Source organism: Alicyclobacillus herbarius DSM 13609, from assembly GCF_000430585.1.
GTDB lineage: Bacteria > Bacillota > Bacilli > Alicyclobacillales > Alicyclobacillaceae > Alicyclobacillus_G > Alicyclobacillus_G herbarius.
In genome coordinates this window covers 11,950-25,817 of record NZ_KE387169.1, presented here as the reverse complement: position 1 = coordinate 25,817, position 13,868 = coordinate 11,950, and the positions used below count along the sequence as shown (strand labels likewise).

11 protein-coding genes are annotated in these 13,868 nt (G+C 54.8%); 8 read left to right on the top strand and 3 right to left on the bottom strand.

Annotation, left to right across the window (positions count from 1 at the left end):
• Window positions 1–150: 150 nt before the first annotated feature.
• The gene (locus tag H522_RS20155) at window positions 151–495 is read left to right on the top strand and encodes a DUF4097 family beta strand repeat-containing protein (protein ID WP_051344390.1); all 345 of its coding nucleotides are present in this window, start codon (window positions 151–153) and stop codon (window positions 493–495) included.
• 197 nt (window positions 496–692) lie between these two features.
• Here H522_RS20155 and H522_RS0116520 read toward each other — a convergent pair whose 3' ends face one another.
• A complete protein-coding gene (locus H522_RS0116520; protein WP_026963148.1) occupies window positions 693–1,538 on the bottom strand; it encodes an undecaprenyl-diphosphate phosphatase in 846 nt (281 codons plus the stop codon).
• A gap of 381 nt (window positions 1,539–1,919) precedes the next feature.
• Between H522_RS0116520 and H522_RS0116515 the strand changes: the two genes are divergently transcribed.
• Both H522_RS0116515 and H522_RS20150 read left to right on the top strand, forming a co-directional pair.
• Window positions 1,920–2,981, top strand: coding sequence for a DUF4367 domain-containing protein (locus H522_RS0116515; RefSeq protein ID WP_026963147.1), 1,062 nt, complete (start codon window positions 1,920–1,922; stop codon window positions 2,979–2,981).
• Window positions 2,974–3,381 (top strand): DUF4825 domain-containing protein, encoded by a 408-nt coding sequence (locus H522_RS20150; protein ID WP_051344389.1) that lies wholly within the window; start codon window positions 2,974–2,976, stop codon window positions 3,379–3,381. The genes H522_RS0116515 and H522_RS20150 overlap by 8 nt, the downstream gene beginning before the upstream one ends.
• A gap of 61 nt (window positions 3,382–3,442) precedes the next feature.
• Here the strand turns inward: H522_RS20150 and H522_RS0116505 are convergent, their stop codons facing one another.
• Both H522_RS0116505 and H522_RS0116500 read right to left on the bottom strand, forming a co-directional pair.
• A complete protein-coding gene (locus tag H522_RS0116505) occupies window positions 3,443–3,769 on the bottom strand; it encodes an ArsR/SmtB family transcription factor (RefSeq protein ID WP_026963146.1) in 327 nt (108 codons plus the stop codon).
• Window position 3,770: 1 nt separating this feature from the next.
• Window positions 3,771–4,202 carry an SRPBCC family protein gene (locus H522_RS0116500; protein WP_035454592.1) on the bottom strand — a complete coding sequence of 144 codons (432 nt, stop codon included), beginning with the start codon at window positions 4,200–4,202 and terminating at the stop codon, window positions 3,771–3,773.
• Between the two features lie 801 nt (window positions 4,203–5,003).
• Between H522_RS0116500 and H522_RS20145 the strand changes: the two genes are divergently transcribed.
• The 5 genes from H522_RS20145 to csb2 all read left to right on the top strand — a co-directional run bounded on the left by H522_RS20145 (window position 5,004) and on the right by csb2 (window position 13,527).
• A complete protein-coding gene (locus H522_RS20145) occupies window positions 5,004–5,711 on the top strand; it encodes a YjbE family putative metal transport protein (RefSeq protein ID WP_051344388.1) in 708 nt (235 codons plus the stop codon).
• A 401-nt stretch (window positions 5,712–6,112) separates the two neighbouring features.
• A complete protein-coding gene (locus H522_RS0116485; protein ID WP_026963144.1) occupies window positions 6,113–8,560 on the top strand; it encodes a CRISPR-associated helicase/endonuclease Cas3 in 2,448 nt (815 codons plus the stop codon).
• A complete protein-coding gene (gene cas8g1 / locus H522_RS20140) occupies window positions 8,557–10,824 on the top strand; it encodes a type I-G CRISPR-associated protein Cas8g1/Csx17 (RefSeq protein WP_051344387.1) in 2,268 nt (755 codons plus the stop codon). The genes H522_RS0116485 and cas8g1 overlap by 4 nt, the downstream gene beginning before the upstream one ends.
• 73 nt (window positions 10,825–10,897) lie before the next feature.
• Window positions 10,898–11,845 (top strand): type I-G CRISPR-associated RAMP protein Csb1/Cas7g, encoded by a 948-nt coding sequence (gene cas7g, locus H522_RS0116475; RefSeq protein WP_245578166.1) that lies wholly within the window; start codon window positions 10,898–10,900, stop codon window positions 11,843–11,845.
• Between the two features lie 89 nt (window positions 11,846–11,934).
• Window positions 11,935–13,527, top strand: coding sequence for a type I-G CRISPR-associated protein Csb2 (csb2, locus tag H522_RS20135; protein WP_245578167.1), 1,593 nt, complete (start codon window positions 11,935–11,937; stop codon window positions 13,525–13,527).
• The last annotated feature ends 341 nt before the right edge of the window (window positions 13,528–13,868 follow it).

Genomic DNA, 13,868 nt, shown 5'->3' with positions numbered 1-13,868 from the left:
AGTCAGAGTGGGTCGTCCGAGAAAGAAAGTCTGCCTGAGCATGAGGCGCAGGATGTTGTAGCAGCGGTGAAAACCGATGCGAGAGCCTGCGAGAGTGCAAGGGTATAGGCTTTTCAGAACCCCTTGGCTTTAGCCATGGGGAGGTTCAGTTTGGGGAACATCCAGGCGGATGTTCAGGCGGACACCACGAACGGGGCCATCACCTTGCAGGACATCTCCGGCAAGGCGACTGCCGGGACTACGAATGGAGCCATTCGAGGTACTTCCATGGTCGGTGGGGATTGGACGTGTACGACGACGAACGGACTCATCCGGATGGACTTCACCGATGGAGCGAACGTGCGCGTTGTGGCATCCACGACGAATGGGAGTTTGCAAGGGAACGTTCCCTGGCAAAAGGACGACAAACACCATGGCACCGCTACGTTGGGATCCGGTGCACACGAAGTGAATCTGCGGACCATCAACGGTAGTGTGACAGTGAACAGGCACTAAGCCATGTTGCCAGCTTGATGAAGTAAAAAATCTGCTTGTGGGCATAGCGCTTCCTTCAACGGCGCTTGCTTCCGAAAATATAACGAACGCCCGTTAACCGGGCGCGAAATCTACATTATAATACGGCAGTTCATCGAGCGCCTATCCAGACCTATCGCGGAAAAAGTTAGCTTCACGAGGGTACGAAAAGTGAAACATTAGAAGTGGATATTCGTCACGGACAGAACAGCCACGATGATACCCATTCCGATGCAGTAGTATGCAAATGGGCGGAATGCTCGCACTTCGTGGGTCTTGAAATACTTCATGAGAAACGCGGTGCTCAGGTATGCCACAATTCCCGCGAGAATCCCGCCCACGACTCCATATTCCAATATGTGCGTGGCGTGCGTTTTTAGCACCTTCGGGACCTCGAGGATACCAGCGCCCAGAATCACGGGCGTTGCCAGTAAGAAGCTAAACCGGGCCGACTCTTCGTAGGTCAAACCGAGCCCAAGTCCTGCCGTCATGGTCACTCCGGATCTCGAAAACCCAGGAATTAAAGCGAACACTTGCGCGCAACCAATCAAAAAGCCTTGAAGGTAACCCATGTCTGAGATGCGAAGATTCCCCGTATTCTTTTTCAGTCGATCCGCCAGGAGGAGCACGATGCCGTTCAAAATGAGAAAGATGGCTGCGGACAAGGCAGAGGGGAATAACTCCCGGAATTTCTGTTCAAATAACTTCCCGACGATGGCGGCTGGGATGGTCGCAACGACCAACAGCAGGAATGTGCGTCGTCGTGGCGTCCGACGGCGCTTTGGATTGGGCGCTTGAAAGAACGCCGCGATTAAATCCAACCAATCCCGGAAGAAGTAAATGAGAAGTGCCAAGGCTGTTCCAAGATGGAGGATCACAACAAACGGCAGGAATTGCTCTGAGTCGAGAATATCCGTCCAGCCCGCGACGTAAGGCAGCATTACAGCATGTCCGACGCTGCTTATAGGGAAAAGCTCAGTGATGCCTTGAACCAGTGCGGTGATAATGATTTGCGACCAGTGCATGTTCCTCGATATCGTCCTTTCCTACTGAGCTTGATGGATTGTGATGATGGGTAGTGAAGAAAGTATAACTGCCAAATGTTAATGGTTTGTGTAGATTTGATGAATCGACCTAATGTTGCCGAGGAATTAGAGCGGGCACGTTCTTTCCTTTACGAGACTACAAGACGGTCTTTGACGTCGACGCGCTTGAACGTGGAGGTGCCGCCTCTTACGCCTGCGGCACTTTGGACAAATATCAAAACCACGTCGACCAAGGGTAAGTTTACGATAGATTTTAACCATTAACCGAATTTCTATGGTAAGCTGGTACGAGGCCCGGAACCACTTAGTCCAATGTTCCGGGCCAATGCTGAATATTAGATATAGGGGGATTCATCGTCCATGAACCGGCTCAATGGAGTGTTGGCTGGTGTCGCTGGAATGGTGGTCTTCGGAGCGGTGATTGGGTGCGGAGTACCCGACCGCTCGCAAGACAATGAAACCAAGAACATCTCCGCATCGTCGAATCAAGCATATGACTATAAAAACAAACTCGGATTTCAACCTCTCTTACCCGACCACGTGCCAGGATATAAGCTGAAATGGACAGTAGTCCGCACTTATATCGGGAATCCTAGCTCCTATACCGGGTCCAGCTCTCCAAGCTATAATTTCGAGGCCAAATACACAGGGTCGAAGCCATTTTTGATGGTATTAGAACGGAAGCAGGATGGCTATTTTCCTTCAGATGGTCTTGTCGGGAAATATACATATCACGGAACAACTGTATATGAAACGAAAGTCGACTTAGATGGGATGTACTATTACGCTTTTCAAATGAAACGAGACGGTGTTTGGTATGAAGTCAGTGCCGGGACTAAATCCTCGAAGCTCTCGGACCAATTGAAGAATCGAATGAAAGAGACGTTATTCCAATTGAACCAACCGGTCACCAGTCCCCCCCTCAACACGGAAACCGTTATCACTGGACTGAAAGACATCGTTCGTTATTTGCCGTTTAAGCCAGTTCTCCCTACGGTGATTCCGGCTGGGTATCAACAGACCGAGGCGGATGCATACATTCTCACAGGCAGAATGCCATCCGCCAAAAACTTGGATCAGCTGTCCGGGGACCCGGAACCGTGGAATGGGGATATTGTGCTTCCCCGCACCGGATCTGAGAAGCGGTTACATATTACATATTCCCCTAAGGATGATAAAAATGTGGTTTGGATGGAGATTCAGGAGCGAGTGGGTCGCCACAATCCAACGGCCGATCATCTAAACTTGAAAAAGATGACGGTGAACGGTCAAGAGATCCGAATCTCGAATGACTCGAAACATAATTTTTATGCCTATTGGTACGACAAGAAACGAAACATTACGGTTACACTAGACACTACTCAGCCAATTGACCAGGCGCAGGCCATGAAGATGGTGGATTCGATGCTGTCGAATGACTAGGACTGCTTATCAAACCGAGTACATGGGCAATGCATCCAACGACGTGCAGCTCAATGACCGTCTGCCCTTGGCCACCATACCGAGAACCTATGCGCTTCACCCGGAGAAGCGGGAACTTATCGTCAATTACCAGAAACCGGTCGAAACCGTGGATACAGACCAACTGAAAGCGGCCCTCGTATACAATGCGACCGCGAATTTCGCGCTGATACGTAATTTAAAGTCGATAACCTTCCACTTTTCGGACGGATCGTACCATGCCACAAGGAACGAGGTACAGGCGTGGTATGGCGTTCATGTTACGGCATTGACAAACGAATCGGAATGGAACAACCTGGTAACCGATAGGCTGACGGACAAAGACTACGTAAACGCCGCGTTCCATAGCTTTTTTGGGTAGTCGACGTGACGGTGCGCTGCTCCGCATTTCTTCGGAGCTGCCGGTGGCGAAGGTGTAGCCACTATTCCTCGTCCGATTCCACGTAGTCCTTAAACGCAGACAGCTTGTCATCCCAATACTGTTCAAAAAAGGAGAGCCATTGTTTTACCTCAACCAAAGGTTGTGGCTGAGCCTTGTACCGAGTTTCTCGCCCCATCCTCCGACTACAGACAAGCCCCGCATCGGAGAGAACCTGTAAGTGTTTGTTTATGGCGGTTCGACTCATCGGAAAGCGTTCTACGATGGCCACAATGGGCATTTCGTTGTCCACAAGCAGTCTTAATATCCGGCGGCGGGTCGGATCGGCGATGGCCTGAAAAACATCATGCTTGGATGCGGATGCAGACAATTTAGGCTCCGAATGAACCCCCGACGAAGGAGGGCAGCTTCTGCTTGACAATCTTCTCCCACCCGCCGTCCATGACGCCGCGAACCTTCGAGTGCGGTTGTCCGAATTTCGTGCTCTTGTCCGCGTCCCAGCCAGAGTGAATCAGGGTAAACTCCGTTTTCCCATCCTCCAGCTCCTTGAGTTGAAACTCCAGGTGCCAGTCCTCATCCCAATCAAAGCCAAGGCGATGCGGAGGGGAGAGTTCTGTGACTTTACAAGGTGAGTCCCCGTACGGACCCGCGTGCAGTACGAATTCGTGTCCGAGGATGGGTTTGAACGTATTCGGCATCCACCATGCCGCGATTCCTTCCGACGTCGCAACGGCTTCCCACACCCTTTCAATGGGGGCGTTTAATACTACGGTCTTGCGGATTTCTGGCAATTTCTCTCCCAAAGTCTAGGCCTCCAGTCGGTTTTATATGACACCGTTTGGTGTTTCATTGGATTATAACCCCTTTCGGTGACACATACAATGCACCGAACCGTAATTGCTCGCGTGGACGCCATGATTGCGCGCACGCGTCACGCCCAGAATTTGTGTGCATGGAATCATCTCAAACGACCCCGATATCCGAAGGATGGGCGTTTTGTTGCAATTGGATGACAGAAAACCAGCGGAGACAGGGAATCAACACCCCTCTCGCGCGTTGACCGTTCCCCTCCGCAGTCATAAAATCGTCACAAAACTTGTTGCAGGGGGCGGTAGACGTGAAGATTGTGGCGACTGTGCTGGCCGTGGTGTTTAGCTTACCCCTGTTTACCTTTCAAACCTACTTGTTTTGGAAATATCTTCCCACGATGTTCTTCTAAAGTACGCTCACTGGATATTGTTCTTTGATTGATACAGAGGCTCGACGGATCTGATTTGCGATCCGTCCGAGCTTCCATTGACATTGCTATGGAATGGCTTTATACTTTTCCTAGTTGGCAAGTTTTCACTGGTTCACTGAATAAAGTTCACTCTCACAAGACAATGAAGTTCATTCCAAGTAGTGTAAGGGAGTAGCTGCCGCGAACATCCGGTTCGCGGAGAAGAACGCCGTCAGTACGGCTTTCTAGCCCGGCGTCTTACGTGGTACCGAGAACGGAATCGGTTCTATGAGCGAGACTTACAGTCCTTTCCGGCTGTTTGTCTCGCTCTTTTGTTTTGTAGGGCTGAAACACAGCTCGGTCATACTATCGGAGGTGTGTAACTTTGGATTGGTTCTGGCTGGTCGTCAACGTCGCACTCGTAAACATCATTCTATCTGGAGACAACGCACTTGCGATTTCCATGGCGGCCGGCCGACTGCCCGCGGAAATGCGCAAAAAGGCCATCGTCATAGGCAGCACAATCGCCATTCTGTTGCTCATTTTGTTTACTTCCTTAGGAACGTTTATCATACGCCTGCCGGTCTTCAAAGGCATCGCCGGCTTGCTGCTCCTATGGATAGCCATAAAGATTGCCCTTGAGCACATGAAATCCGGCAACGAGGAAGCCGCAGCTGTGGAAACTCCGCCCGACCAATTGTGGAAGGCTATCGGAGCCATTATCCTCGCCGACTTGGGTATGGAACTGGACAATGCGATGGCCATGTTGGGCGCTGCGAACGGGCGATTGAGCGTCCTCATCGTCGGGTTCCTCTTCACCATCCCGTTCCTGATTTTTGGCAGCCGGGTCATTTCTACCGTATTCAACAAGATCCCCTGGATTATCTACTTCGCTGCGACCTATATTGCGTACATCGCTGGCAAGATGATTTCGGACGATCCGATTTTCGAACACGTCACTTGGAGCTCTCTGCTGCACTGGCTGGTCCCGGCTCTCTGTGTCGCGGTCTTCCTCGTCATCGAGGGGATGGTCGCCCTTCGGCTTCGCAATCTTGATGACCATAGAGGCCAGGAAGCGTCTGTAAAGGCGTAAGATGCAGCAAAAGGGCCGTAGTGGCTAAGCCGCTGCGGATAAGGTTGTCATGCCGGTGTCGTAAACCAAAATGGCACAGCTTCCCTTCAATGGGGGCGTGGTACACGCGTACTCTTACTATAAACAGTATCGGAGATTCCGTATAGGAAAAGTCTTTGTCGACAATAACTTCTGTGCAATTTTTGTCTTAAACTATTGACGAACCGTCGGAATCAGACCGATACTGGAATCAGCAGCACCGTACGGTATTGATGGGGCACCTTTCCTCTGCTGCTAAACGCGCCCCATCCCCCCTTTTCAGAACTCTCGTTCCGCCCGGACAGAAAGAGGTGCCACGCTAATAACCGAACCTGTTCATATCAAATCCGACCCACTTCAGCATAGAAAGGAGGAGAAACCGTTTGCAGTTTGAAACATTTTTCTTCCTTGTAACCGGTAACCACCCCTACCCTTATCAGTCGCGGCTTGCGACCGGAGACCGCCTTCCTGACGTGGTGCATGTCCCGACTGGCGTTGGGAAAACGGCAGCGGTGGTACTGGCTTGGATTTGGCGCCGGAGGTTTGCCCCTGACCAGATTCGGATGGAGACACCACGACGGCTTGTCTACTGCCTGCCGCAACGAGTGTTGGTAGAGCAAACATACCGGAACATTCAAGCGTGGGTGGAAGCTGTGAGCAAGATTGAAGACGGTCCGAGTTCCGAAGCCGCGCTTTATCCGTTGCCTGCACGAAAACCAATCTCCGTTCATCTTCTCATGGGTGGCGATGTGGACAATGGATGGGAGATGCATCCGGATGAGGACGTTGTGCTGGTGGGTACGCAAGATCAACTGTTGTCTCGCGCGCTAAACCGTGGCTACAGCGTAAGTCGGTATAAGTGGCCGGCCCACTTTGCGCTGTTGTCCAATGATGTCCTGTGGGTTGTGGATGAACTGCAGCTGGCGGACGTTGGCCTATGGACAACGACGCAGTTACAAGCGTTTCGGGAACGGTTTGGTACTTATGGACCCGCGCACACCTTGTGGATGTCGGCAACGTTCCACCCTGAGTGGTTAAACACGGTGGATTTTCGCCATCGTGCCTCTGAGCTGGACGTACTGCGGCTCAACGAGGAAGATGCCAAGGATGACAGCACCAGCAAAATTGTCATGGCTCGAAAACTACGGGTTTCTTCCGATGTGATGCTGACCAAGGAAAACTCCAAGAAAGACGGGAGACGGTACGCCACGGCGGTTGCTAAGCTCGTCGCACGCTACCATGTCTCAGGCACCTTGACGTTGGTCGTGGTCAATCGTGTCTCGCGGGCTCAGCGGATTTTCGAAGCCGTCAAACAGGTGCATCCCGATGGGAACGTGCTGTTAATTCACAGCCGTTTCCGCGCTCATGAGCGGAGGCAGCAGATGGAAAAATTAGGCCAGTGCGCCGAGCAGGACTGCATTGTCATCGCCACGCAGGCTGTGGAAGCGGGCGTGGATGTCTCAGCGCAAACCCTCATCACCGAATTGGCTCCATGGCCTAGCCTCATTCAGCGGTTCGGCCGCTGCAACCGCAGAGGGGAGCAGGCAGACGCCAAGGTGGTCGTGATTGACTTGGAAGATCAGGCGGACTTATTGCTTCCGTATGATTCTGCGGAAATACAAAAGGCGCGTGCCCTAGTAGAGAGTCTCGATGATGTCGGTCCTCAATCCTTGCCCAACGTGGATGCATCTCAGATGCGTGGACTGGTGTTAAGGAAAAAGGACCTGCTCGATTTTTTCGATACATCGCCGGACTTGAGCGGGGCAGATGTGGACGTCTCGCGGTATATTCGGCACGACCGTGACGTGGACGTACAGGTGTACTGGCGTAAGATGGACGACAACCAGCCGGACGATGCTATGCGCAAGGTCAGTCGGGGCGAGTTGTGCCCCGTTTCACTGAGCCAGCTGCGGGCGTACTTCAAGGTCAAGGCTGCGCGCGAGCGACAAGCATGGATATGGGACAACTTAGATGGCCGTTTTGTGCGTGTGCGCCCGGAAGATGTGTACCCGGGGCAAATGTTGCTGCTCGACGCAGACCTGGGCGGATATTTGACGGATGTTGGGTTTGTTCCCGAGAGTATCACGCCTGTGCCGCCTCTTTCGAGTCCGTCCAGTCAGTCGCTGGTCGCGTACGACGAAGACCCGGAAACGGAGCTGCCACAGTGGGTTGAACTTCATGACCACTTGGCTCATGTTCTGCAAGAAGCGAACCAACTGCTGCGCGCGCTGCCGTTTGACCTGCCGGCAGAACCCATCCAAACCGCAGCGAAGTGGCACGACTACGGCAAGGCATTCCACGTATTTCAGGACAGACTCGAGCGCAGGCCAGATCAAGAAGGCGTACTGCTCGCCAAAGCGCCGTTTGCTCGAACGGTCAAACTCGTTAGCGGTGATAGGCCAGGGTTTCGTCACGAATGGGCTTCCGCTTTGGCGTACTTGGCGTACGAGAAATACGCCCGACAGGGCGCGCGGACGCAGTGGGTACAGCTGGCGGCCTATTTGATTGCAGCCCACCACGGAAAAGTGCGTGTATCCGTGCGGTCGTTGCCGACAGAGTGTCCTCCGCCCAACCCGGAGACCCTTTATGCTCGCGGCGTGTGGCAGGGCGACGTGCTGCCGGCCGTGACCCTCGGAGACGGCACGGTGACGACAGAGACCATCATGGATTTGCGACCGATGCAACTCGGATTCGCGGAGGATGGAATGATGAGCTGGACGGCCATGGTCCTGCAACTGCTGGATACATATGGACCGTTTCGACTCGCCTATCTGGAAACCTTGGTGCGCATCGCCGACTGGCGTGCCTCAGCAAAGGAGTCAAACTCATGAGTACACGGCAGCGTGTGGCTTTGCCAGGCTGTACACCGGAGCCGTTGGCGGGTTACCTGAAGGCGTTGGGGGTATTCCGATTGCTCGCAGAGCAGGCGGGCGATTCGAGGGTCAAGGGATTTTGGCAGCATGAAACGTTTGTCCTGGAAACGGAGCTGACGGAGGATGACATTGTCCGTTTTTTCCTGGAGGGCTATGTACCGACTCCGTTGGTTGCACCATGGAACGGCGGTAGCGGATTTTTCGCCGGAGACAACCAGGAAGCGCTGTCCAAAATCCTCGCGTCGACTCACCCCCGGTTGGCGCTCTATCGGTCAACCCTCCTCTCCGTGCAAGCCCTGCTTACGCAACTGGGAATTGCGCAAAAGCCGAAAGATGACATGAAAATGAATCTGCTGCTGGCCTGCCGCAACGAATTGGCGGACGAGGTGGTGGAGTGGATTGACGCGGTGGCCATGCTGTCCCTGGATGAACCCAAGTTTCCGCCGCTTCTCGGGACCGGGGGCAATGACGGCAGACTGGAATTCACCAATAACTTTATGAAAAACGTTACACAGCTGTTTGACGGAACTACGGGTCAACCGTTGCCTCGAAGCGCCACTTGGCTGCGGTCCGCCCTGTTTGGCGATCCCGCCCGGGGTCTGGTGAAGTCGGCCATTGGTCAATTCGCGCCGGGACAAGCCGGAGGGCCGAACGGAACGGCCGGGTTTGTCGCGGACTCGCTGATTAACCCTTGGGACTTCACACTGATGATGGAAGGGGCTATCGTGTTCGCCGCGGCCGCCATGCGCAAGCATGAACGGACCCGCACAGTGCTGATGAGTTATCCGTTTACCGTGTTGCCGGCGGGCGTGGGGAGCGGATCGACCAGCGCGGCAGACGACAGCACGGAGCAGGTACGCGCCGAGATGTGGATGCCCGTTTGGGAACAACCGGCCACCTTCTCGGAGATTCGGCACGTCTTTCGTGAGGGGCGTGCACAGTTGCGGCGCAAGCCGGGGAAGTATCGAAAATCGTACCGATCCGTTGCGGACGGTGTGGACTTTGCGCGTGCCTGCGCGACATTGGCCGTTGACCGGGGGATTTCCAGGTTTCAGCGGTATGCGTTCATGAAGCGGGCGGGTAAGTCGTATTTGGCAGTACCGCTGACGCGCTTTCGCGTGCGCAGTCAACCGGAAGCCGGCCTATTAACGGAGCTGGACGACTGGCTGCAAGCGCTCAAGACCTTCTGCGACAGTACGGATGTCCAGAGTTTCCGCACGGCCTACCGCAACATTAAAGCGGCGATGTTTGCACTGGCCGAGTTCGGCGGGGCGCTGCGCGTACAGAATCTGCTCGTCCAGCTTGCGGCGGTGGAACGCCTGTGCGTGAACAATCCTAAGGCGCGCGAGGCGATTCGGCCGCTGGTGCTGAACAATGAGGCGTGGTTGTACCAGGCGGCGGACGCATCCGATGAGTGGGCCATTGCCGTAGCGCTGGCGAGCTTGTACCCGAGTGGTGGGGCAGCGCCGCTGCGTGCCTACCTAAGCCCTGTGGAACCAAAAGACCCGTCGCGGTGGAGTCAGGATGCCAGCACGCCATCGGTGGTGTGGGGCACAGGCGACGTGGTGCATTGCATGGCTCGTGTACTGCAGCGACGGCTGCTGGACTGGCACAGCGCGAAAAAGGAGGCGCGAACGGACGGCAAAGCGGATTCCACGATTCAAATGAAGCCTTTCCACGGTGCGCACGGGGTTTCTCTGCGTCAAGTGCACCGGTTTCTCTACGGGGACGCGGGCATGAAGCGCAGGATTAGGGACCTGGTGTGGGCCCTGATGCCGTTCACCACGGGCGCCATCTACCGGTACGAACCGGCTGCTTCTGACCAGGTATCCGTGGAACCCCAGCCTGCTGCACCAACATTTGTTCCCTGGGCGTATGTGACCAGCCGCTTGGTCGTATCGCCGACAAAATGGCTGGCGGCACGAGTGACGGAGGCTGATGGGGGCGCATCCTCCGAGGACGCGGTTTTGGACATGCCGATTCCAGGCTCACTCATCCCGTTGTTGACAAGCGACCGATTGAGGGCTGCTACACAGGTAGCCGAACAGCGGTTGGTAGGCAGTGGCATCCGCCTGCGGTTTCGCGGTCTCACCAATATCGGGGTTGCTGGGAAAGACATTGCTGCCGCGTTGCTGATTCCGCTTAACGCACGCAGTACGTTTCAACTACTCGCCTTGGCTCGGTACGAGGAAGTAAACGATGCCGAACAGACACCGTCATGACAACATAGCCAGTCCGGGATAAGGGAAAAGCCCGACAACAGGGTTTAAACCAATTGTATGGGGAGGAATCATGATGTTGACATTTGCGGAGTTGAACCAAGAGCCGCGTTTACGCTTGGAAGTGACACTAACACCTGCGGGCAGCCACCGTTTCCAGCCGACAGGGTTCCCGGACTTGGGGGCGGCTCTCTACATCGGGCCGAACGGGGAACCGGAACTGTTGGTGGAGTCCGCGCAGAGTATGGCCAATCGACTCGAGAAAGTCTGTTGGGACGAAGCGGAAAACGACTGGGTGCCGTCGCTGCGCGGTCTGCCGTACATCCAAGTTGTGGACACCAACGGCGAAGTATTCACCAACTCTGTGCTCGAAGCCCATCGAATAAATTCTTCCTATATTCTTGAGGGTCCAGATAAAACGGTGTTTGACATGCTGAAGCAGGAATGCGGGAGTGACAAGGGGCCGGTGGACCTGCGGAAGTTTGCTCGGCTCTTGCTGCGAATAGACCCGAATTCGCTGCTGCACGGTGTGTTCATTGCCCGTCCGGCGTTGGCGGGCGGGCGCTTGCGCCTACCACGGATGCTGTCCGCTTATATTGAGGCTTACGGGGTCAATGAGGTACACAGCGGTGGGGTTAAGAACGACCATGTCGATCCGAGCGGATCGACCAAATCTGGGTTCGGAAACGTGCCGTTTCACCGAACGGAATACACGGCCCGCGAGATTGTCGCGTATTTCAGCTTAGATTTGGCGCAATTACGGTCCTTCGGCTTTGACGCAGATGTAGAGAACCTGCTCATTGGGCTGGCTTTGTACAAAATTCAACGCTTCCTCACGGAAGGTCTGCGTCTGCGCACAGCCTGTGACCTTGAGGTGGAGGAAGTGCGCGTGGTACGCCCGGACGGGTTTACCTTGCCTGCCATGGAAGATTTGGAACAGAATCTGGTGGATTCCATCGCATCGCTACGGGCAGCCGGTGTCCTTGGCGACGTGACGCGGGTGAAGTATCCGTTGAAAGGATAACTGGGTTCGCGGCAGTCGCCTTGCCGGGACGTTTTGCGACCGGCATCCGAGGTCAACCGAGCGAAAGGAGGAAACTGTGTGTGATTGCTATGCAAATTCGTTTTGTGGCTGGACAGTTCCACGCCACACCATGGGGACGCCACGTAAACGAAGGCGAGGTCGAGTGGCCGCCCTCTCCATGGCGCGTCGTCCGCGCACTCATAGCCATGTGGTACTTGAAAACAGATCCTCTCCGCTATGACCGCAGGCTGTTGGAAGGCTTAGTAGAGAAATTGACGGATACGTTGCCGGTGTACCATCTCCCGCCCGCGGTTCATGCACATACACGGCACTACATGCCAACCGGAAAAAGTGACAGTGCCTTGGTGTTTGACGCGTTTGTGCGCGTGTCCGCACGGGAAGCCCTGGTAATGGGCTGGCCGAAGCTGGTGCTGACCGACTCGGAATATGAGTTGCTGGCTCACCTCGTGGACAAGCTCACTTATCTCGGACGTGCAGAGAGCTGGGTGGAAGCCAGTTTGCTGCGCGATTGGGACGGGGACATCAATTGTGTTCCAGCAGAGTCCGTAGATGTGAACGTATCGGACGTGCAACTGGAGACCGTGGCTTGTCCGCAAAACGTGGCGGAGTTCAACGAATGGCGCAAAACGTGGACCGGAGATAAACGAGTGAAAGGTTGGCTGCCGGCAAGTCTGACGGAGGCGCTGGGCGTGGATACGGCGGAGTTGCAGAAAAGTACGTGGAGTCGTCCCCCTGGAATGAAGATGGTGGTATACGCGCGGCCTGCCGAGCACCTGTTGCCTGAACCTGTCCCGCGCCAGTCAGAGAGAACCCCTGCGTATAATGTCGCTCGTTTTGCGGTAGCCGGAAAGCCGCTGCCGAAATGGACCGACGCTTTGATGATGGGAGAGTTGCTCCATCTTGCGCTGATGGGGCAATGGAAGGGCGATATCCCATCGCTCGTTTCCGGCCGCGATGCGAACCGGGAAGTGCTCAAGGCGAACCATCGGCATGGATATTGTTTACCTGAGGACGCAGATGGAGACGGGTTTGTGGATCACCTCCTGTTTGTCAGTCAAGAGCCGTTTTCCAACGTGGTTCTGGCTGGCATTGAAAGCTTAGGCAGACGAGGGCAGTTATGGACACCGGATCATTGGCCCGGCCGCACGCAGCGCTGGCAGATTTATTTGGAGTACATCGGAAATCTCGCAGAGTTAAACGAGCCGTCCTCAGCATCGCCAATTCCACTACTCGGTCGTGCCACTGCGTGGCGGTCGTGTACACCGTACCTATTCCCCTGGCATACACGGAAAGGAGGGCGCTTTGGTCCGACGGACCAGATTCGCAAGGAGATTCGTCAACGTGGTCTGCCCGATCCGGACGTGGTGGAAGTGCTTCCTCAAGTTCCACCGGGAACGGGAGTTTCGCACGCGGTCCAGGACATCCACGGACTTCACGCGCGCCGTTTCCGGCGACGCCGAGTCAGTCGGCCGGATCAACAAGCACCGGATCGGTATGGTCAATTCTTGCTGCTACGCTTTCCGGAACCGGTTTCCGGCCCGCTCGCATTTGGTTTCGCTTGTCACTATGGGTTGGGGATGTTTGTTCCTGCAGAGCAGCGGTGGCTTGGCGCATTCACTCAGCCGGATAAAGAGGGAATGGGTATACCAAGTAGGAACTGAACAGTTAGCGTATAATGGGGTGAGCCAGTATCGTGTATGACGATGTTCGTAGGTATGGCGTTTGAACGACGCATCGCTGTGCTGAATGGGAGGCTACACTGAGATTATGTCATTGACTGCAGCTTCCTCTGCCTTGTACATTGACAACGATATCTGTGGACTGGGGTTGAGGGTGTGCCTGCGCCTGCGCGAACCAGGAGTGATGCCGAATTCACGGAGGGTTCGCGCTACGTGTGTTACTTGGTACATCAGGGATACTGCATGTGGCTTGATGCGTGCGGGGCAGCGAATGATGATTTCTCCTGGGGTTCGCGCATAAGGCTCAGTTTGACTAAGTCCCG

Excerpts from the sequence above, each read along its gene's own strand:
- H522_RS0116520 (WP_026963148.1), bottom strand. The coding sequence starts at position 1,538 with ATGCACTGGTCGCAAATCATTATCACCGCACTGGTTCAAGGCATCACT.
- H522_RS0116515 (WP_026963147.1), top strand. The coding sequence starts at position 1,920 with ATGAACCGGCTCAATGGAGTGTTGGCTGGTGTCGCTGGAATGGTGGTC.
- H522_RS20150 (WP_051344389.1), top strand. The coding sequence starts at position 2,974 with ATGACTAGGACTGCTTATCAAACCGAGTACATGGGCAATGCATCCAAC.
- cas8g1 (WP_051344387.1), top strand. The coding sequence starts at position 8,557 with ATGAGTACACGGCAGCGTGTGGCTTTGCCAGGCTGTACACCGGAGCCG.
- cas7g (WP_245578166.1), top strand. The coding sequence starts at position 10,898 with ATGTTGACATTTGCGGAGTTGAACCAAGAGCCGCGTTTACGCTTGGAA.
- csb2 (WP_245578167.1), top strand. The coding sequence starts at position 11,935 with ATGCAAATTCGTTTTGTGGCTGGACAGTTCCACGCCACACCATGGGGA.